The sequence below is a fragment of the Janibacter zhangyanbonis genome (assembly GCF_050507325.1).
In the GTDB taxonomy this organism is placed as follows: Bacteria; Actinomycetota; Actinomycetes; order Actinomycetales; family Dermatophilaceae; genus Janibacter.
In genome coordinates this window covers 2,852,657-2,871,442 of sequence record NZ_CP191481.1, presented here as the reverse complement: position 1 = coordinate 2,871,442, position 18,786 = coordinate 2,852,657, and the positions used below count along the sequence as shown (strand labels likewise).

The 18,786-nt window shown below is 71.6% G+C and carries 23 protein-coding genes; 12 read left to right on the top strand and 11 right to left on the bottom strand.

The genetic code is table 11. The annotated features are described in order from the left end of the window. Window positions 1-4 precede the first annotated feature (4 nt). Entirely contained in the window at window positions 5-592 is a 588-nt protein-coding gene (locus ACQBJO_RS14120) for a TetR/AcrR family transcriptional regulator C-terminal domain-containing protein (RefSeq protein ID WP_421008804.1), read from the bottom strand. 122 nt (window positions 593-714) lie between these two features. Here ACQBJO_RS14120 and ACQBJO_RS14115 point away from each other — a divergent pair, with 122 nt between their 5' ends. From ACQBJO_RS14115 to bioB, 4 genes are read left to right on the top strand one after another with little or no spacing between them, the layout of a single operon-like run. After that, the gene (locus ACQBJO_RS14115; protein WP_255184379.1) at window positions 715-1,299 is read left to right on the top strand and encodes a biotin transporter BioY; all 585 of its coding nucleotides are present in this window, start codon (window positions 715-717) and stop codon (window positions 1,297-1,299) included. Then, complete coding sequence (locus ACQBJO_RS14110; protein ID WP_255184378.1) at window positions 1,299-2,000, top strand: energy-coupling factor ABC transporter ATP-binding protein; 702 nt, start codon at window positions 1,299-1,301, stop codon at window positions 1,998-2,000. Before ACQBJO_RS14115 ends, ACQBJO_RS14110 begins: the two co-directional genes overlap by 1 nt. After that, on the top strand, window positions 1,991-2,611 hold the full coding sequence (locus ACQBJO_RS14105) for an energy-coupling factor transporter transmembrane component T (protein ID WP_421008803.1): 621 nt from the start codon (window positions 1,991-1,993) through the stop codon (window positions 2,609-2,611). The genes ACQBJO_RS14110 and ACQBJO_RS14105 overlap by 10 nt, the downstream gene beginning before the upstream one ends. A 10-nt stretch (window positions 2,612-2,621) precedes the next feature. Beyond that, window positions 2,622-3,683: a biotin synthase BioB gene (gene bioB / locus ACQBJO_RS14100; RefSeq protein WP_421008802.1), complete on the top strand. Its 1,062-nt coding sequence runs from the start codon at window positions 2,622-2,624 to the stop codon at window positions 3,681-3,683. A 78-nt stretch (window positions 3,684-3,761) separates the two neighbouring features. Here the strand turns inward: bioB and ACQBJO_RS14095 are convergent, their stop codons facing one another. The 6 genes from ACQBJO_RS14095 to ACQBJO_RS14070 all read right to left on the bottom strand — a co-directional run bounded on the left by ACQBJO_RS14095 (window position 3,762) and on the right by ACQBJO_RS14070 (window position 9,760). Next, complete coding sequence (locus tag ACQBJO_RS14095) at window positions 3,762-5,396, bottom strand: solute symporter family protein (protein ID WP_255184376.1); 1,635 nt, start codon at window positions 5,394-5,396, stop codon at window positions 3,762-3,764. Then, window positions 5,393-5,740, bottom strand: a complete 348-nt coding sequence (locus ACQBJO_RS14090) for a DUF485 domain-containing protein (protein WP_255184375.1) — start codon at window positions 5,738-5,740, stop codon at window positions 5,393-5,395. The genes ACQBJO_RS14095 and ACQBJO_RS14090 overlap by 4 nt, the downstream gene beginning before the upstream one ends. Window positions 5,741-5,913: 173 nt before the next feature. Then, on the bottom strand, window positions 5,914-7,425 hold the full coding sequence (locus tag ACQBJO_RS14085; RefSeq protein WP_421008801.1) for a cation acetate symporter: 1,512 nt from the start codon (window positions 7,423-7,425) through the stop codon (window positions 5,914-5,916). Next, on the bottom strand, window positions 7,422-7,793 hold the full coding sequence (locus ACQBJO_RS14080) for a hypothetical protein (RefSeq protein ID WP_421008800.1): 372 nt from the start codon (window positions 7,791-7,793) through the stop codon (window positions 7,422-7,424). Before ACQBJO_RS14080 ends, ACQBJO_RS14085 begins: the two co-directional genes overlap by 4 nt. Window position 7,794: 1 nt before the next feature. Continuing rightward, window positions 7,795-8,550: a LytR/AlgR family response regulator transcription factor gene (locus tag ACQBJO_RS14075; RefSeq protein ID WP_421008799.1), complete on the bottom strand. Its 756-nt coding sequence runs from the start codon at window positions 8,548-8,550 to the stop codon at window positions 7,795-7,797. Window positions 8,551-8,560: 10 nt separating this feature from the next. Beyond that, a complete protein-coding gene (locus tag ACQBJO_RS14070) occupies window positions 8,561-9,760 on the bottom strand; it encodes a sensor histidine kinase (RefSeq protein WP_421008798.1) in 1,200 nt (399 codons plus the stop codon). A gap of 32 nt (window positions 9,761-9,792) precedes the next feature. On the opposite strand from ACQBJO_RS14070, the gene ACQBJO_RS14065 reads away from it, so the two are divergent. From ACQBJO_RS14065 to ACQBJO_RS14040, 6 genes are all read left to right on the top strand, one after another. Continuing rightward, on the top strand, window positions 9,793-10,647 hold the full coding sequence (locus tag ACQBJO_RS14065; protein ID WP_421008797.1) for a hypothetical protein: 855 nt from the start codon (window positions 9,793-9,795) through the stop codon (window positions 10,645-10,647). Between the two features lie 278 nt (window positions 10,648-10,925). Then, entirely contained in the window at window positions 10,926-11,642 is a 717-nt protein-coding gene (locus ACQBJO_RS14060; RefSeq protein WP_421008796.1) for a hypothetical protein, read from the top strand. Then, window positions 11,639-12,676: a TadA family conjugal transfer-associated ATPase gene (locus tag ACQBJO_RS14055; RefSeq protein ID WP_421008795.1), complete on the top strand. Its 1,038-nt coding sequence runs from the start codon at window positions 11,639-11,641 to the stop codon at window positions 12,674-12,676. Before ACQBJO_RS14060 ends, ACQBJO_RS14055 begins: the two co-directional genes overlap by 4 nt. After that, window positions 12,673-13,362: a type II secretion system F family protein gene (locus tag ACQBJO_RS14050; protein WP_421008794.1), complete on the top strand. Its 690-nt coding sequence runs from the start codon at window positions 12,673-12,675 to the stop codon at window positions 13,360-13,362. The genes ACQBJO_RS14055 and ACQBJO_RS14050 overlap by 4 nt, the downstream gene beginning before the upstream one ends. Further along, entirely contained in the window at window positions 13,359-13,913 is a 555-nt protein-coding gene (locus ACQBJO_RS14045) for a type II secretion system F family protein (RefSeq protein ID WP_255184366.1), read from the top strand. The genes ACQBJO_RS14050 and ACQBJO_RS14045 overlap by 4 nt, the downstream gene beginning before the upstream one ends. 249 nt (window positions 13,914-14,162) lie before the next feature. Further along, window positions 14,163-14,261: a DUF4244 domain-containing protein gene (locus tag ACQBJO_RS14040; protein ID WP_421008793.1), complete on the top strand. Its 99-nt coding sequence runs from the start codon at window positions 14,163-14,165 to the stop codon at window positions 14,259-14,261. A gap of 86 nt (window positions 14,262-14,347) precedes the next feature. Here the strand turns inward: ACQBJO_RS14040 and ACQBJO_RS14035 are convergent, their stop codons facing one another. Then, complete coding sequence (locus ACQBJO_RS14035; RefSeq protein WP_421008792.1) at window positions 14,348-14,944, bottom strand: TetR/AcrR family transcriptional regulator; 597 nt, start codon at window positions 14,942-14,944, stop codon at window positions 14,348-14,350. Window positions 14,945-15,027: 83 nt separating this feature from the next. On the opposite strand from ACQBJO_RS14035, the gene ACQBJO_RS14030 reads away from it, so the two are divergent. Together ACQBJO_RS14030 and ACQBJO_RS14025 are read left to right on the top strand one after the other, a co-directional pair. Further along, window positions 15,028-15,504: a nuclear transport factor 2 family protein gene (locus ACQBJO_RS14030; protein ID WP_421008811.1), complete on the top strand. Its 477-nt coding sequence runs from the start codon at window positions 15,028-15,030 to the stop codon at window positions 15,502-15,504. Between the two features lie 136 nt (window positions 15,505-15,640). Further along, the gene (locus ACQBJO_RS14025) at window positions 15,641-15,796 is read left to right on the top strand and encodes a hypothetical protein (protein ID WP_427802983.1); all 156 of its coding nucleotides are present in this window, start codon (window positions 15,641-15,643) and stop codon (window positions 15,794-15,796) included. A 10-nt stretch (window positions 15,797-15,806) separates the two neighbouring features. On the opposite strand, the gene ACQBJO_RS14020 is transcribed toward ACQBJO_RS14025, so the two are convergent. Genes ACQBJO_RS14020 through ACQBJO_RS14010 form a run of 3 tightly spaced genes read right to left on the bottom strand, consistent with a single transcriptional unit; the run spans window position 15,807 to window position 18,786 of the window. Beyond that, on the bottom strand, window positions 15,807-17,069 hold the full coding sequence (locus ACQBJO_RS14020) for an ATP-grasp domain-containing protein (RefSeq protein ID WP_421008791.1): 1,263 nt from the start codon (window positions 17,067-17,069) through the stop codon (window positions 15,807-15,809). Between the two features lie 29 nt (window positions 17,070-17,098). Beyond that, a complete protein-coding gene (locus tag ACQBJO_RS14015) occupies window positions 17,099-17,419 on the bottom strand; it encodes a Rieske (2Fe-2S) protein (protein ID WP_421008790.1) in 321 nt (106 codons plus the stop codon). Further along, window positions 17,410-18,786 (bottom strand): iron-containing redox enzyme family protein, encoded by a 1,377-nt coding sequence (locus tag ACQBJO_RS14010; protein ID WP_421008789.1) that lies wholly within the window; start codon window positions 18,784-18,786, stop codon window positions 17,410-17,412. The genes ACQBJO_RS14015 and ACQBJO_RS14010 overlap by 10 nt, the downstream gene beginning before the upstream one ends.

Below are 18,786 nucleotides of genomic sequence, written 5' to 3'. Positions count from 1 at the left end.
CCGGTCAGCCGGTGCCGCCGTGTGCCTCGATGCCTGAGACGAGGATGCGCAGACCGGTGCCGAAGTCAGTCGGCTCGCGCTCGGCGGTGAGGATCCCAGAGCGCGCGGCCTGCTCGTGCGACTGCTCGTCGTAGGCGTGCCCGTAGACGAAGTGCAGCAGCGTGCGTGCGGCGGTCGGTGCCACGGCCGGGGAGATGCCGGCATCGCGCAGCAGCAGGCACAGCTCGTCGAAGGGCGCCTGCCCGCCCATCCCGAAGGCCCACATGCTCATCACCAGGTCCGCCCCGTCGGGGTAGGCGGTGACCGCGGCGTGCAGCTGCGCGCAGCGCTCCTGTACCCGCTCCTGCCAGGGAGCGTCGCCCGCTGTCGGTGGGCGGGGCGCGCGCGCGATGATCTCGTCAGCGACGGCCCCGAGCACCGCCTGTTTGTTGGCGAAGTGGTGGTAGAGCGCGCTCTGCTGCACCCCGAGCTCGGTTCCGATGGCGCGCATCGTCAGGTCGGGCAGGCCGACCCGGGAGAGCAGGCTCAGGGCCGTGGCGACGATCCGTTCGTGCGAGAGCGGCTCCTGGCGGGTCCGTCGCGTGGGCGGCACGGGCGCTCCCTTCGAAGCGGGTCGAGATCGGGGGTCCAGTTGACCACACGTCGTCGGCGCCACTAACCTGAACGCCGTTCACCTGAGTGAACGGCGTTCATCCAACGAGGGGATTCGGCAACATGACCACGGCTCCGGCCACCCGGGCCGCCACGGCGAGCACCGACCTGGCCCTCGTCTCCTCCCTCGCCGCTCTGATCGCGGTGTGCTCGATCCTGCCCGCTGTCAACCTCTCGGTCTTCGCGCCGATCACCTTGCAGACCTTCGGGGTGCTCCTCGCGGGCGCCGTCCTCGGAGCCCGGCGCGGCGCTCTCGCTGTCCTCCTGTGGATCCTCATCGGGATGATCGGACTCCCCGTCTTCGCCAATGGCAAGGCCGGGCTGCCGGTGCTCGTCGGCCCGACCGGTGGGTACATCCTCGGTTTCGTCGTCGGGGCGGCGATCATCGGGACCGTGGCCACGGTCGCCGTCCGACGCGCCGGCCGCGGGACGGCGTGGGTGCTCACAGCGGGAGGGCTGCTCGCGCTCGTGGTCGTCCACGCCGCCGGCATCGTCGGCCTGCACCTGCGCGCGGGACTCGGGTGGCATGCGGCCGCGACCGTCGACGGTGCCTTCTGGATCGGCGACCTGATCAAGCTGGCCGCGACCGTCCTCGTCGCGGGCGCGGTGCACCGCGCCTTCCCCGACCTGCTGCGTCGCCGCGCCTGATGGCGCGCATCGAGCTCGACCGGGTCACGGTCCGCCGGCCCACGGCGACCGGCGACCTGCTCGTGCTCGACGAGACGAGCCTGCTCGTCAGCGAGGCGCGTGTGGCGCTCATCGGTCCCAACGGCGCCGGGAAGTCGACCCTGGCCCGCCTCGTCAACGGTCTCGTCACCGCCACGACGGGTGCCGTGCACGTCGACGGTGTCGATGTCGCGCGCCGCGGCCGCGAGGTCCGGCGTCGGGTGGCCTTCACCTTCACCGACCCGCACGCACAGCTCGTCATGCCGACGGTCGCCGAGGACGTTGCCTTGTCGCTGAGGGCCGCACGGCCCGACCGGCGGGGCCGCGACGCGGCCGTGGCCGAGGTGCTCGAGCAGCACGGTCTGGCCGACCTGGCCCACCGCAGCGTCCACGCCCTCTCCGGTGGGCAGGCCCAGCTGCTCGCCCTGGCGAGCGCCCTTGCCACCGGTCCGGACGTCCTCGTCGCCGACGAGCCGACGACGCTGCTCGACCTGGCAGCCTCCCGACGCGTCGGTGACCTGCTCATGGGGCTGCCGCAGCAGGTCGTGCTCGTCACCCACGACCTCGAGCTCGCCGGCCGGTGCGACCGGGCGGTCCTCGTCGACGGGGGCCGGGTCGTGGCCGATGGTCCCGCGGCCGACGTCGTCCACCACTACCGCGCCCGGGTGGCGGCATGCTGCTGACGGCCCACCGCCCCGGGACCTCGCTCGTCCACCGGCTCCCGGCGGGCGCCAAGCTCAGCCTGCTCGCCGCCGCCGGCGTCGGGCTGGCCCTCGCGGATGGCTGGCCGTCGGCTGGCCTCGCCGCGGGCACTGCCCTCGCCCTGCTCGTCGTCGCCGGCACGCCCCTGCGGGTCCTCGTGGCCGCCCTGCGCGGGCCCGTCCTCGTGACGGTCGCCCTGGGGGTCTGGCTCACCTGGCAGGCGGGCTGGCCCCGTGCCGGCGAGACCGTCGGTGACCTCCTGGCGCTGGTCCTGCTCGCGAGCCTCGTCACGACGACGACCCGGGTCGACGACATGCTCGACGCCGTGGAGCGGGCCATGCGCCCGCTCCGCAGGTTCGGCGTGCGCGCCGACCGCGTCGCGCTGGCGATCTCGCTCGCGCTCCGGGCCGTGCCCGCCACCGCGGAGGTGGCGACCGAGACGAGGGACGCGGCGCGGGCGCGCGGCCTGGAGCGCAACCCCAGGGCGATCCTCACCCCCTTCGTCGTGCGGGTCGTGCGTGACGCGCGGCTGCGGGGGGAGGCGCTCCATGCCCGGGGTGTGGGCGACGACCAGTCTGGAAGACACGGATGAAGGGATGACCATGACCACCTATGACGAGATCGTCGAGGGGGTCCTCGCAGGAGCCGAGGCCACCCCCGAGGACGCGCTGACGATCCTGCGCTGCCCGGACGAGGACGTCTTCGACGCGGTCGCGGCCATCGCCCGGCTGCGCCGCGCGCACTTCGGCATGACCGTCAAGGTCAACTACCTCGTCAACCTCAAGTCCGGACTCTGCCCGGAGGACTGCGGCTACTGCTCGCAGGCGCTGGGGTCCACGAGCGAGATCCTCAAGTACACCTGGCTCAAGGAGGACGAGGCCCTCGACCAGGCCCGCGCCGGCGTGCGCGGTGGCGCCTCGCGCGTGTGCATGGTCGCCAGTGGCCGTGGCCCGACCGACCGAGACATCGAGCGAGTCGCGGGCATGGTCGGCGCGATCAAGGAGGAGAACCCCGAGGTCGAGGTCTGCGCCTGCCTCGGCCTGCTGCGCGACGGCCAGGCCGACCGGCTGCGCGAGGCCGGCGTCGACGCCTACAACCACAACATCAACACCGCCGAGTCGCACCACGAGTCGATCGTCACCACGCACACCTACGAGGACCGGGTGCGCACCGTCGCGATGGCGCAGGGCGCGGGCCTGTCCGCGTGCAGCGGCCTGATCGCCGGCCTGGGGGAGAGCGACGAGCAGCTCGTCGAGGCGCTCGTCGCGCTGCGGGATATGGGCTCGGACTCGGTGCCGGTCAACTTCCTCATCCCCTTCGACGGGACGCCCAAGCAGGAGACCTGGGAGCTGACCCCGCTGCGCTGCCTGCGCATCCTCGCCGCCGCCCGGCTGATCTCGCCTGCCGCCGAGCTGCGGATGGCCGCCGGTCGCGAGATGCACCTGCGGAGCCTGCAGGGCATGGCGCTGCAGGTGGCCAACTCGCTCTTCCTCGGTGACTACCTCACCGCCGAAGGGCAGAGCGCCGAGGACGACCTGACGCTCATCGCCGACCACGGGTTCACCGTCCTCGGTGCCGACGATCCGGCGAGCGTCGGCGCGGCGGGGACCGCGCCGGCCATCCGGCGCCGCGGAGCCGGCACGAGCGTCCCGGCCAACGCCTGAGGACAGGACGAAGGGGGGAGAGCCGCAGCTCTCCCCCCTTCGTCCTGCGTCGTCGGCGAGGGTGCGACGACCGGGCGGTCAGTGGTCGATGACCTCGGCCACCCCGTGACCGGTGAGGCTGCGCACCTCCATCTCGGCGTACTTCGCGCGGTTGAACTCCTTGCTCGTCACCGTGCCCAGCCACCCGAGGAAGAAGCCGAGCGGGATCGAGACCAGGCCCGGGTTGTCCAGCGGGAACCAGTGGAAGTCGACGCCCTGGAGCATCGAGCCGCTCTTGCCCGTCGCGGGGTCGACCGGCTTGCCGGACACCACGGGCGAGAAGATGATGAGCAGCAGGGCCGAGGCGAGACCGCCGTAGATCGACCACAGGGCACCGCGGGTGTTGAAGCGACGCCAGAAGAGGCTGTAGAGGATCGTCGGGAGGTTGGCGCTCGCCGCGACGGCGAAGGCCAGCGCCACGAGGAAGGCGATGTTCTGGTCCTTGGCGAGCATGCCGCCGAGGATCGCGACGACGCCGGTCCCGATCGCCGCGTAGCGCGAGACCTTGACCTCCTCCTCCTGGGTGGCCTGACCCCGCTTGAAGACCTGGTTGTACAGGTCGTGGGCGAAGCTCGCACTGGCCGTGATCGTCAGACCGGCCACGACCGCGAGGATCGTCGCGAAGGCGATGCCGGAGACGATGCCGAGCAGCCACGAGCCGCCGAGCTCGTAGGCGAGCAGCGGGGCGGCGGCATTGGCCTTGCCCGGGGCAGCGTTGATCGTCTCCGGGCCGACGAGGGCGCCGGCGCCGTAGCCGATGACGAGGGTCAGCAGGTAGAAGCCACCGATGAGCCAGATGGCCCACTCGACCGACTTGCGGGCCTGCTTGGCCGTCGGGACGGTGTAGAAGCGCTGCAGCACGTGCGGCAGGCCGGCCGTGCCGAGGACGAGGGCGAGCGAGAGCGAGATGAAGTCGATCTTCGTCGTGTGGGTGAGGCCGTACTTCAGGCCGGGCTCGAGGAGCTTTTCGCCGGCCGCGGGGTTGCGCTCGACGGCCTGCTGCATGAGCGAGGAGAAGTTGAGCCCGAACTTGCCGAGCACCCACACGGTCATGATGGCCGTGGCGAAGATCAGCAGGACGGCCTTGATCATCTGCACCCAGGTGGTGCCCTTCATGCCGCCGATCATCACGTAGGCGACCATGACGATGCCGACGACCGCGATGACGACGTTCTGCGCAAAGGCACCGTCGACGCCCAGGAGCAGCGAGACGAGGCCGCCGGCGCCGGCCATCTGCGCAAGCAGGTAGAAGAAGGACACCGCGAGCACCGAGCTCGACGTCGCGATGCGGATCGGCCGCTGCTGCAGTCGGTAGGAGAGCACGTCGGCGAGGGTGAAGCGGCCCGTGTTGCGGAAGAGCTCGGCGACGAGCAGCAGCGCGACGAGCCACGCGACGAGGAAGCCGATCGAGTAGAGGAAGCCGTCGTAGCCCTGCAGGGCGATGGCGCCGGCGATGCCGAGGAAGCTCGCCGCCGACAGATAGTCGCCGGCGATGGCTAGACCATTTTGCCGACCGGAGAAGGCGGCACCACCCGTGTACATCTGGCTCGCCGTCTTGTGGCCGGCCGCCACCTTGATGACGATCGCGAGGGTCGCGACGACGAAGACGACGAAGATCGTGATGTTCAGGGCCGGGGAGCCCGTGGCCGTGGCCGCGGGGACGAGGGCGGTCATCCGTCCACCTCCGGGGTCTCGTGCGATCCGACCTGCGCCGCGAGGGCCTCGGCGGCGGGGTCGAAGACCCGGCCGGCCCAGCGGATGTAGGCGATGGTGATCGCGAAGGTCGTGACGAACTGCCCGAGGCCGAGCAGCAGGCCGATGTTGATGTTGCCGAGGACCTTGGTGCCCATGAAGCCGGGCGCGTACATCGACAGCAGGACGTAGAGGAAGTACCACGCGAGGAAGAACGCGGTGATGGGGAAGACGAAGCGGCGGAAGGTCCGGCGCAGCTGGCCGAACTCCTCCGACTCCTGGACGGCGATGTATCTCTCGCCGAGCGACTGAGCGTCGTTGCTCATGGCTCACCTCCGGGTCGTGGGTGGGTCCGGGCATCGGTGACCGAACGCCGCCAGAGTGGCGCAGCGCACACCCCGGCCGGCGGTGCGACGGGCCGTGCGGCGGTCGGCGGGTGCTGACGTCGCCGTGCGGGCGCGCCCCGTGCGGTGAGCGGCGCCGTGAGCGCGACGAGCGGTCAGGCCTCGGCGAGGACGTCCTCGGGCGCGTGCAGCCGGCTCATCGTGCGGGCCCACCGGCGCGGCCGCGGCGTGACGAGCGAGACGAGCATCGTCACGGCGAAGGCCAGGGGTGTGGCCCACGCGGTGGGAGCCGCGAGCAGCGCGCCCGGCCAGCCGCCCGGGGCGAGGTCGGTGACGGACACGAGGGCGGCGAAGAGGGTCGTGACGCCACCGACGGTGATGCCCGCGGCCGCTCCCTTCGCCGTGAGTCGTGGCCACCAGACGCCGAGGATCAGCAGCGGGGCGAAGGTCGCCGCGGCGATGGCGAAGGCATGGCCGACGGCCGACGAGATGCCGATGGGGGCGGCGGTGATGGCGACGACGAAGGGGGCGAGGACCCCGGTCGCGGCGGCGATGCGGAAGGAGGCCGAGGGGCTGGCGTCGCCGTGCGTCACACGGGCGGCGAGCGGTCGCAGGACGTCCTGGTCGATGGCTCCCGCGACCGACATCGTCACGCCGGAGGCCGTCGCGAGGAAGGCGGCGAAGGCGCCGCCGGCGGCCAGCGCGGTGAGCAGCTGGCCGTCGAGGCCGGGCAGCATCGCGCCCGGCAGGGCGAGCACGACCGTGCGGCTCGGGTCGTCCGAGATCTCCGACGGGTCGAGGTAGGCGCGGCCGAGGAAGCCGTAGATCGGCGGGAAGAGGTAGAAGAGCGACAGCAGCGCGAGCACGGAGACGGTCGTGCGGCGGGCGGCGACGCCGTCGGGGTTGGTGTAGAAGCGCACCGCGATGTGCGGCAGGCCCATCGTGCCCAGGCACAACGCGGCGAGGGTGCTGTAGGTCGTGAAGAGGGTGCGACCCGGCGCGTCACCGGTGAGCGGCTCCCACCAGGAGGTGTCGGCCTGCGGTGCCGGGGCACCGCTGCGGTGCCACACGGCGAGCAGGACGAAGGCGGGGACGGCGATCGCCGACAGCTTGATCCAGTACTGCACGGACTGCACGAGCGTCACCGAGCGCATGCCGCCGGCGACGACGTTGAGCGTCACGATGACCGTCAGCACGCCGGCACCGACCCACGTGGGCGCCCCGCTGACGTGCCGCAGCGCGAGGCCGGCCCCCTGCATCTGCGGGAGCAGGTAGAGCCAGCCGATGCCGACGACGAGCAGCGCGCACCCCCGACGCAGCGTGGCCGACTCGAGCCGGGTCTCGGCGAAGTCGGGGAGCGTGTAGGCCCCGGAGCGGCGAAGGGGGGCGGCGACGAGGATGAGCAGGACAAGGTAGCCGACGGTGTAGCCGACCGGCATCCACAGCATGTCGACGCCGCGGTCGTAGACGAGGCCGGCGACCCCGAGATAGCTCGCGGCGGAGAGGTACTCGCCGCCGATGGCGCTGGCATTGCGCCACGGGGTGACCGTGCGGCCGGCGACGTAGAAGTCGCTCGTCCCCTTCGCCAGACGCAGCCCGAGGGCGCCGAGGGTGAGCGTCGTGAGGCAGACGAGGAGGATCGCGAGGACGCTGAGCGGCTGGCTCATCGGCGGCTGACGAGCTCGCTGAAGTCGGCCTCGAGACGCTCGGTGGCCCGGACGTACCAGCGCGCGGTGAGCACGACGGCGGGGTAGACGAGCAGGCCGAGGACGACCCAGGCGAAGGGCAGGCCCATCACGCCGGTGCCGCGCAGCGCGGGGACGAGGGCGAAGAGGAGGGGCAGGGCCCCGATCGTCACCAGGCCGACCGCGATGGTGCCGAGGGAGAGGTGGAGCTGGGCCCGGCGCAGCGAGTTGACATAGGTGGAGCCCAGTCGCGACTCGTCGACGATCTCCTCGCGGACCGTGCGACGACGGGCGGAGCGGACGGGGCGGCGGGACCGAGTGACGCGCACCCGCTGCGGCGGGGTGCTCACGTCAATCCGTCGTCGGCCGGGGCCGCAGGAGGGTGCCGCGCAGGTGGCGCGTGTGCCGACGGCTGACCTGCAGCTCGGTCCCGTCGACGAGGACCGTGCAGCGGCCGCCGTCGTTGTGGATCTCGCTGATGTGCCGGGTCGACACGAGCGTGGAGCGGTGGATGCGTACGAAGCCGGCCTCGGCCCAGCGCTCCTCGAGGGTCGCCAGGGGGATGCGCACGAGGTGCGACCCGGTCGGGGTGTGCAGCCGCGCGTAGTCGCCCTGCGCCTGCACCCACCGGATCTCGCTGCGCCGGACGAACCGGGTGACCCCACCGAGCTCGACGGGGATCGTCTCGTCGTCCTCGCCCGGCGCCGCGGGCTCCTCCTCTCGGAGCTCGGTCGCGGCGAGGCAGCGGCGCACCGCCTCGCCGATGCGCTCGGGGCGCACCGGCTTCATGAGGTAGTCGACGGCGTCGAGGTCGAAGGCGTCGACGGCGTGGGAGTCGTGGGCGGTGACGAAGACGACCTGGGGGCGCTCGCTGAAGCGGCGGATGACCCGGGCCAGCTGCATGCCGTCGAGGCCCGGCATCGAGATGTCGCTGAAGACGACGTCGACGTGCTCGCGCTCGAGGGCCGCGAGGGCGGTCGTGCCGCTCGAGGCGGTGAGCACGCGCCCGACGCGCTCGTCCTGGTCGAGCAACCAGGCGACCTCGTTGCGCGCCGGGGCCTCGTCGTCGACGACGAGGACGGTCAGCGCGGTGGGGCGGGGCGGCATGGGCACCACACTAGGCCGGATCCTCGAGGGCAGGGGAGTACTTGGGCACCCGGAAGGAGACACGCATCCCGGCCCCCGGAGCGGTGTCGACGACCAGTCCGTACTCCTCGCCGTAGACCTGGCGCAGGCGGGCGTCGACATTGCCCAGGCCGACCGAGTCGGCGCGGGACTGGCCGTCGAGCACCTTGCGGATCGTCTCGGGGTGGGCACCGACCCCGTCGTCGTCGACGCTGAACTCCGCGACCGAACCGTGGTCCGTCGCGCTGAGTGTCACGTGCCCCGGGCCCTCCTTGGGCGCGAGGCCGTGGCGGACGGCATTTTCGACCAGCGGCTGGATGGCGAGGTAGGGAACGCGCACCGGCAGCACCTCGGGCGCGATCTTGAGGGTGATGCCCAGGCGCTCGCCGAAGCGCGCCTGCTCGAGGACGAGGTAGCGCTCGACATTGCGCAGTTCCTCGCTCACCGTCGTGAAGGCCCCGTCGCGGCGCAGCGCGTAGCGGGTGAAGTCGGCGAACTCGAGGAGCAGCTCGCGGGCCCGCGCCGGGTCGGTCCGCACGAAGGAGGCGATGGCCGTCAGCGAGTTGTAGATGAAGTGCGGGGAGATCTGCGCCCGCAGGGCGCGCAGCTCGGCCTCCATGGCCCGGGTGCGCTCGTAGGACAGGTCGGCGAGCTCGACCTGCGTCGCGACCCAGGCCGCGACCTCGCCGGCCGCGCGGGCCAGACCTGCCGAGACCGTCGGACCGTAGCCGGCGATGGCGCCGATGACCCGGTCGTCGACCGTCACCGGGGCGATGACCGCCGCCCGGATCGGGCACTCCGTCGAGGTGCACGTGACGACGTCTGGGCCGAGCACGACTGGCTGACCAGAGGTGAGGACCGCCGCGGCCTGGTCCATCACGGCAGGCAGGTGGTGTCTCCCTTCGCCCTCCCAGACGACGACGGCGGAGGTGTCGCAGACGGCCAGGCCCGGCGTGGCGAGCATCGCCCGCAGGTAGGGCGCCGCCCGCTCGCACCCGTCGTCGGTGAACCCGTCGGCGAGGTGCCGCGCCGCGAGGGACGCCGTGTGGAGGGTCTCGTAGGTGGCGTGGTCGGTGACGGAGATGAAGCCTGGGCGGGCCCGTCGCCAGCGCACGAGGGTGACGACGAGGGCCACGGCGGCGAAGACGCTGGTGACGACCGCCACGGTGGGCAGGTGCAGGCCGGCGTCCATGCGCGCACCCTAGTCCCGCCTACGCTGTCGGGGTGCCAGACTCCAGCCCGCTCGTCACCGCCCTGACCCAGCTCGCCGACCTGCCCGACGTGGCCGCCGCGTCCGAGCGGGCACGTGAGGTGTGCACCAACCTCCGCTGGCACGAGGCGCTGCGTCGCCGCATCCCCGAGGCCTCCGCGGAGTCGCGGGTCCGCGGGGCGTGGGCGAGTGCCGAGCTCGACGGGGCGCGCTCGACGGCGACGATCGTGCGCGACCTCATGCGCGGCGCCCGGGAGCGCAACCCCGAGCCGGACCCGGCCGAGCGGGTCATCCACGGCGCGATCGCCGCGACCGCCGAGACGGAGCACCTGCGCGACCTCGTGACCCGCTCCCCCGGGCAGGCGCTCGCCCGGCTGCACACCGCGGCCGCGGCGCAGCTGGTCACCGACCGCGACCAGCTCGGGCGGCCGCGGGTCGAGGGGGAGGGGTGCGAGGAGTTCAGCGACCTCGGGCCGGCTCCGACGGGTGGCGAGCTGCGGGCGCGGCTCGACGGGATCATCGAGCTGATGCGCAATGCCAGCGAGGCCCCGGCCCTGGTCGTCGCCTCGATCGTCCACGCGGAGATCGCGGCGACCCGGCCATTCGTCGTGGGCAACGGCCTCGTCGCCCGGGCCGTCGAGCGGGCGCTCATCGCGGCGACCGGCCTCGACCCGACGGGGGTCGCGGTGCCCGAGGCCGGGCACGGCCACGAGGGCGGCCCCGCCTATCTCGGCTCGCTCAACGGCTATGTCCACGGTGGTCAGCCCGGAGTCGTCCTGTGGCTCACGCACTGCGGCGACTCGCTCGTCGCCGGTGCGGAGGAGGGGTGGCGCGTGGCCGACTCGGTGCGGGCCGGCCGCCTGGGCTAGGGCCGCTCGGCGCGTCGTGGCGCATCCGAATTGCCTTTCTGCTCACGCGAGTTACTCTTGTTCTCAGCTGCTCCCTTCGGGTTGAGCGGCCAACGCACGGCTCCCTCCCCCCCGGAGCCCGCGCGTTGACGGCCCCGGCGCTCCCCCGCCGGGGCCGTCCCCTTTTCCGGGCACGGTGTCATCGCTCGTCGTCCACAGGCTCGCGGGCTCCGGTCGGTCCGTCCACAGGCTGACGAAGGGGGACTCCCCGCACCTGCTCGCGCGGCAGGGTCGAAGGCATGCACCCGATCGTCATCGTCACCGGCGCCTCCGGCGGGCTGGGCGTCTCCACCCTCGCGGCCGTCACCGCGACCGTCCTTGCCCGTGACGGCTCGCCCGTGCTCGTCGACGCGGCCTTCGGCGCGGGCGGTCTCGACGCGACCGTTGCCGTCGAGCACGAGGACGGTCTGCGCTGGGCGGACCTCGCCGAGCACGAAGGGGAGGTCGACGTCGGTCGACTGCGCCGGGCGCTGCCCCAGGGGCCGGTCCCGGTGCTCGCGGCGCGGGGTCGACGCCCCTCGCCGCGGGCGGTCACCGATGTCGTGCGGGGACTGGCGGCGGGCGGTCCGGTCGTCGTCGACCTGCCGTGCAGCGGGCGGGTGCCGCCCGTGTGGAAGGAGCTCGCCGACACCCTCGTGGTCGTCGTCGGGCTGCGCCCCCGGTGGCTGCGCGACGGCGAGGCCCTCGTCGGGACGCTCGGCGGTCTCGCCGAGTGCGCCCTGCTCGTCACTCGAGGGCCCCGTCGTGCCGAGCGGGTTGCCGATCGGGCTGCGGAGCATCTCGGGGTGCCCCTGCTCGACCACCTGGCCGACGACCCGGGAGTGTTGCGCGACGAGGCCCACGGTCGCGCGCCGCGGCCCCGGGGCGCGGTCGGCGAGGTCGCCCGGTCGCTCGCGGCGGCGCTGCCGGCGTCGTCGGCGCCGCTGGCCGAGCGGGTGCTCGGACTCGCGTCATGAGGTGGTCGAGCGCCATCGACGCCCAGGTCGAGGCGGGGCGCGCTCCCGACCCGGGCGTCATCGACGAGGTCGCCCGCAGCGAGGCGGTGCGGCTCGGCAGCGGCGGCGCCCGGCGGCGGTCGGGGGAGCTGCGCGCCGATCTCATGGGTCTGGGGGTGCTCGACCCGCTCGTCGAGGACGAGCGGGTGACCGACGTCCTCGTCAACGGCGACGGGTCGGTGTGGGTCGACCGGGGAGAGGGCGTGACCCGGGCCGACCTCGACGTCGGTGACGCCGACGCGGTGCGACGGCTGGCGACCCGGCTCTCGGCGACGGCCGGCAGGAGGCTCGACGACGCCCAGCCCTGGGTGGACGGTCTGCTACCGCGAGGGATCCGCCTGCACGCGGTGCTGCCGCCACTGGTGGCCGGCGGCGCCCACCTCAGCCTGCGGATCCCGCGTCACCGCGGCGGTGGGCTCGACGCGCTCGTCGACCTGGGCATGGCCACCCCGCAGCAGGCCGACCAGCTGCGCGATGTGGTCGCCGAGCGGCGGGCCTACGTCGTCACCGGGGGGACGGGCACGGGCAAGACCACCCTCCTGGCAGCCCTGCTCGCCGAGGTGCCTGCGGCCGAGCGACTGGTCGTCGTCGAGGACGTCGGCGAGATCCAGGTCGGCCATCCGCACGTCGTGCGGCTGCAGGCGCGCTCGGCCAACACCGAGGGCGCCGGCGAGGTGACGATGGTCGACCTCGTGAGGCAGGCCCTGCGCATGCGCCCGGACCGGCTCGTCGTCGGCGAGGTGCGCGGAGCAGAGGTGCGCGACCTGCTGCTCGCGCTCAACACCGGCCACGAGGGCGGCTGCGGCACGCTGCACGCCAACCGTGCCGAGGATGTACCGAGCCGGATCGAGGCACTCGGCGCGCTCGCCGGCATGGGCCGCGAGGCCGTGCGCGCCCAGATGGCCAGCGCGCTGGAGATCGTCGTCCACCTGCGACGGGTGGGCGGACGCCGGGTCGTCGACTCCATCGGTCCGCTGCCGGGGGTGGGCGCATGACGCTCGCCGTCATCGGTCTCGTGCTCGCGGCCGCCCTCCTGTGGCCGGGGCGTCAGCAGCCCGCGTCGCTGAGCGGGGCGGTCGGTCGGGGCGCTGGCTCGCCGCCGTGGCGCGCACGACGGCGAGCGACTGGACGGCTGGCGGACCTGGAGTCGATGGCCGCCGTCGCCGACCTGCTCGCCATGGCCCTGCGCTCGGGAGCCACGCCGGTCACGGCGGTCGCCGCCGTCGTCGGCGAGGCGCCGGACCCGTGGCACGGGGTGCTCGCGGAGGTCGGCGACGAGCTGGCTGCCGGGGGAGCCGCGGGCGGGGTGTGGCGACGCCACGCCCTGCACCACCCGGAGCTGCGCCCCGTCGCCGGCGCCTGGTCGCTCAGCGAGGGCCTCGGGGTCGCGCTCGCGCCCTCCATGGCGACGAGCGCACAGGTGCTGCGCGCCCGCGTGCAGGCCCGCAGACGGCTCGACGCAGCGACGGCAGGAGCCCGCTCGACGATGCACCTGCTCACCCTGCTGCCCCTCGTCGGTCTGCTCGCCGGGCTCGCCTTCGGCCTGACCCCGTGGGAGGTCTACGGGCACAGCGCCCTGACGGTGATCAGCGCGGTCGTGGGGCTGGGCCTGACGGTCGCCGGGTGGCTGGTCTGCCGGTGGCTGCTCGCACGCGCCGTCGCCCCGCGGGACGAGCGATGACGCTCCCGGTGCTGCTTCTCGTCGTCGCGGCGGTCGTGCTGTGGCCGTCGCGGTCGCGGCTGGTCGACGTGCGCCGTCGCGAGGTGGACCGGGCATCCGCGCAGGACCCGCCGCAGCCCCTGACCGTCGACGACGTGGCCGACGCGAGCGTCCTGCTCGCCCTGGCCCTGCAGTCCGGTCGAGGTCTCGTCCAGGCCCTCGAAGAGGTCGCCGACGTGGCGGCCGAGGGAGCCGCCGCCGATCTGCGCAAGGTGGCGGCCGCCCTTCGCTGGGGGCGCCCGATGGGCCGGGCGTGGGGCTACGCACGCCGGGTGTGGGGGCCGACGGCCACGGCCTTCGTCGTCGCCGATGCCGTGGGAGCGCCGTCGGCATCGGTGCTGCTCGACGCGGCCGCGACCCTGCGCGACACCGAGGCGCGTCGTCTCGAGGCGGCGGGAGGCCGGGCCGCGGTCATGCTCGTGCTGCCGCTCGGGCTGTGCTTCCTGCCCGCCTTCATCGCCACGGCCGTCGTGCCGGTCGTCGTCGTGCTCGTCGGCACCCAGCTCGGTTGAGCCTGCGCGCCGGGCTTCGCGCCGCGGGTAGGTCGGTCGGTGCATGTGACCGACCGCGACGGAGCAGCCTGTGTCGAGGTGATTGCGTGCCGATGATCCGGTCGGGACCACCTCCACCCGTTGTCCCCAGGCCACACCCACCGACGGGCGCAGTCCACAGACTCCCGATGACCCTCCCGTGGGAGCGCCGCCGGGCGAAGGGTGGAACCACCGCGGCACACACGGTGCCGCCGACGGGAGGAGAGTCCCATGAAGAGGTCCATCGTCCGGTGGGGGCACCGGGCCCGGCTGGCGTGCGAGGCGGGCATGACGACGGCGGAGTACGCGGTGGGCACCCTGATGCCATGAACTGAACATATCCCTTGGGAGAAGCTGCCCGGTACCTGCGCCGTGTTGGGACCTGGTGCAGGGGAGCCGACGTTCCCTGCGTGATGTTACCTGCCGTCGTCTTCGGGGTCTCTGTTCGTCGCGTCGTCGATGAGACTCTTGGCCGCATTCCGGGCTGGGCGGACGGCCGTTGGGTCGCCGGTGATCGCGGCGGTGACGATCGCGCCTTCCGCCAGGAGCGTGACGGGCTCAGCGGGGACTGGTGCGGCGGCCTGCACCCAGGCTGCGATCTGATCGTGGAAGGCCTGCTTGTGGGCGCGCACCTCGGCGAGGATGGCGGGCGAGGTGGAGCCGAGCTCGCCGTAGGCGTTGATCCAGGCGCAGCCGCGAAAGTCGGGTTCGGTGAACCACCGCTCGAGCCAGTCGAAGATCGCCAGCACCCGCTCACGGGGGTCGCCGTGCCGCTCCACGTACTCGGCCAAACTCGCTCGCCACCGCTGATCTCTCCTGTGCAGTACGGCGACGACGAGCTCTTCCTTCGTCGGGAACTGCCCGTAGATGCGCTTCAACGGCATCTCCGCGGCGGCGCGGACGGCATCCATGCCGACCGTCTGGATGCCGCGCGCGTAGAAGAGCGCCTCGGCGGCGTCGAGCAGCGCGGCACGGTCACGGGTCTTCTGCTCTGCGCTGATCGGTGCGGGCATGCCGGTCCTTGTCCTCCCTTGACGTCGAGAACGAGCGTTCCCTACGCTACCTGACACGCAATGGAGAACGTTCGTTCTCGACAATGGAGAGGCCGCTAATGACCGAAGCACGTCCGCCGTTCCCGCCCTTCACCGAAGAGTCGGCCCTTATGAAGGTCCAGGCGGCTGAGGACGCCTGGAACACTCGGGATCCGCAGCGCGTCGCCATGGCATACACACCTGACTCGGTGTGGCGAAACCGCGACACCTTCGTCACCGGCCGAGAGGAGATCGTCGAGTTCCTGACCGGCAAGTGGGAGCGCGAGCTCGACTACGCACTCCGCAAGAGCCTCTGGAGCTTCCACGGGAGCCGGATCGCCGTCCGCTTCCAGTACGAGTGCCGCGACCGACACGGCCAGTGGTGGCGCAGCTACGGCAACGAGCTGTGGCAGTTCACCCCAGACGGCCTGATGGAGCGGCGCGAGGCCAGCATCAACGACGTGCGAATCTCGGAGGCAGACCGGCGAATCCTTGGCGCTCGATCCAAGCACGAGCGCGGGGACGAGATGTCCCTCCGCTGAGCATCCCTCCGCTTCGTGCGTTGCTCCACTCGCATGAACGGTGATAGCGCGTTCAGGCGTGTGGAAGGCCTGAGAGGCCCACGACAGCCGCGCCAATACGCTGTGGCTCCCCGGCAAGAACGGAGGAGTCACCTGCATGGCCAATGTGACCACCGACGGGATCACCTCCGTTGGCGCCACCGGGCTCGGCAGTTGCCGATGTTCCCGCGGATGGCTGGTGCACGGCCGTGACAGCCGGCGGGTGGTGGTGACGCTCCCGGGGAGCGTCACCACCGTGGCCGTGGTCGCCTGACGATGCTGGGTCAGGAGTTGCCCGCCGGGGCCTGCGCTGTCGCACGCTCGTCCTGGGCGACATCGGTGTGCGTCTCACGGAAGCGCTCCCGGACGCGCTGCTCGAGCGCGTTCAGTTCGCCGAACGAGCTTGCCACCGCGAAGACGAACCCAATCTTGAACGTGTCGAACAGATTTTGCGGCGGTGACGCCCGGTCCCCTGTGGTCACCGCGAGGACCGCCTTCTGCACGCCCGGAACCTCCCGGAGGGCCGCCCCCGGGTCGGTGATGAACACGGCGTCGCGGTCGACGGCGAGGAACACGACGCGGCCCCGCAGCTCAAGGTCGACCTGATGCCCTTGGGGTGCGTTTCCAGCGACGGAGTCGCACTCCAACGTCACCTGCGAGACGCCCCGATTGACGGCCTCGGTGAATCTTGGGTGGCCGCCGCCGTGTGGGCGCAGCCCCACCTCGACCATGACCCACGTCGTCCCGGTGTCGAAGACCTCGAAGTGGAAGCACCCGACCTCGACCCCGAGAGCGGAGAGGCAGTCCTGCACGTAGGTCATGAGCTCGTCGAACCGCGGGACCTCGGTGGGCGGCAGCCAGGTCAGCGACCGGTAGGCCGGACTGTCCGACTGCATCTGCTTCTCGTACCGGCAGACGGACGCGACGTGCGGCGTGCCCGTGCTGACGTACCCGTCGACCACATACTCGGTGCCGTGGATGACCTCTTGTGCGACGACCCGTGAAGTTTCGACACCCATGGCGTTGGTGGATTCCAGGAGCGCCGTCATGCGAGCAGTCAGCTGCTCACGGGTGTGGATCAGGCTGACCCCGTCAGATCCCGCACTGTTGGCTGGCTTCACGATGCACGGGACGGGAATCTCGGCCAGGTCTGAGCTGTCCTGGAGGGACCAGGAGCGGATGTGGTTCAGTCCCGCCTGTCGCAGCGTGTCCTGCGCCAAGAACTTGTCGATACGCGCGCCCGCGGTCTCGGTGGCGTTGCGTGGTTGGACGCCACCACGTTCACGGATGACATCCACGGCCTCGACGGCCGGCTCGCCGGCGCACAGGACGTAGGACCACTCCTGCGCGAGGAGGTTCCGCTCCTGTGACTCGGACCATGCAGCCGGGACCCGGGGCGCCGTCTGTTGAGGCACGTCCGGGTATCGGTCCGCCAACGCCGCGGCTTGCGCTGCGAAGGCTGCGGGCACGGGCTCGGTCAGGTAGATCGAGAGCGCGACGTCCGGATTCTGGTGCAGCCGCTCGAGGAACAGCTCGCCGCTGCTCACCGGGTCGACGATCAGTATTTGCCGCATCATCAGCACCCTCCGTTGTCGAGCGGGGATACGCGGAAAGTGTTCTCGACCTGCAGACCGATCACGTAGATGTCTTCTCCTGAACGGGCTAGGCAGAAGGGTGCCCGTGGTGATCCCGGGTTGGGGATCCGGGTCTTCATGCCGTGCCAGGGGCAGCGGATGAACGTGTCCTCGAAGGCACCCAGCCACAGGGGACCGCCGCGGTGCGGGCACTGCAGCCCGTGGATGATCGTCTGCCCGTCGTCGTGGCGACGGACCACGAACTCGCGGCTTCCCTCGGCGCGGAACCCGTTATGCTTCTTGGGAAGCAGCGTCACTGCCATGCGGCCACGTCCCCGATCGTGTAGATCTTGTACTGGCAGGAGTCGGACAGGATATCGGCGCCGTGCTGGCGGCGGTTCCGGATGACGACCCCGTCGCCGGGCCCGAGGATCAGTTGCGAGTCGAGTCCGGAGAAGAAGTACATCTCTCCGGCCTCGATGTGGCAGAGCTCGTCGCCGTTGTGGCAGTGGGAGTTCGACAGCTCGTTGAAGTGCTCGTCGAGGTCTGCGACGGGGACGCTGTCGTCGGCCAACACCTTTGGCGCGATCTGCTTGTGGAGGCTGAACATGTCCTCCTGGGTGTCCATCCACTCGATCTGGATGGCGAACTGCTCGTCGAAGTCGTCCATGAGCCGCTCGTAGGCGAGCATCCCCCACACCATGTCCGGGATGATCGCCTCGCCGTAGTGGTCGATTAGCGCGAGGCAGATCTTCTCTCGCGCCATTCGTCCGTGGTGCTGGTCGATGTGGCAGTGCTCGGAGAAGTACTCGACGTCGCACTGGTTGTCGAAGACGTCGTTCAGGACGTCGCAGGCGTGCTCGCAGAACTCCACGAGGGTCGATTCGGTCATGACCAGCGCGCCGGCGTACCGGAAGAAGTTCCGGTGCTCCGAGCCGAGGTAGTGGAAGAAGTTGTTGGCGGCGAGAGCACTGGCGAGGTAGTACTGCCAGTAGTAGTGCAGCTCGGAGTCGAGATCGACGCTTTCGAGGGTCCGCTCGAACAGAGTCGAGTGCTTCTTCTCGTGAACGCCGTAGCCGTACTCGTCGATGATGACCTTGAACCACTCCGACTGGATGGGTCCGTAGTTGCCGAGGACGTTCTTGAGCATCGGCGATGCCTCGGAGAGGAAGTCCGGGGCGAACTGGACCAGCCACATCTTGGCGGCCCTGACCCGATCGCGACTGCCTTGGATCGTCTTCGCCCATCGCGGCACATCCCCCGTGCGGGCGGTCTTGGTGGACAGGAAGTCGAGGAACGCCTCTCGGGTCCACCCGCTGGAGACCTCGACCGTCTCCTCGAGGTAGCCGAAGACGTATCGCTCAAGGTCCTGCCGCACCATGCCGGCGAGCTTGCGCGCCTCCGGCGAGTAGAAAAGGTCGAAGTCCTGACGCCAGTTGTCGTAGGGCGATTTCGGGAGCAGGACCATGTCCTGCTCGTACACGGTCGTGAGGATGCGCTGTGCCGCCAGGGCCTCGTAGTTCATGAAGGCGTCAGCTGTCAGCGGAGCGTTCAGGTCGACCGGGCCGAGCGCCTGAGGGCGGAGGGAACGGTGGTAAGGCCGCTTGGTCATCTCCCACGTCGAGGCGTCGAGGAACAAGCTCTGGCTGGCGTAGGCGTGGAGAGTCGTGTTGGCGTCGTACGAGTTCAT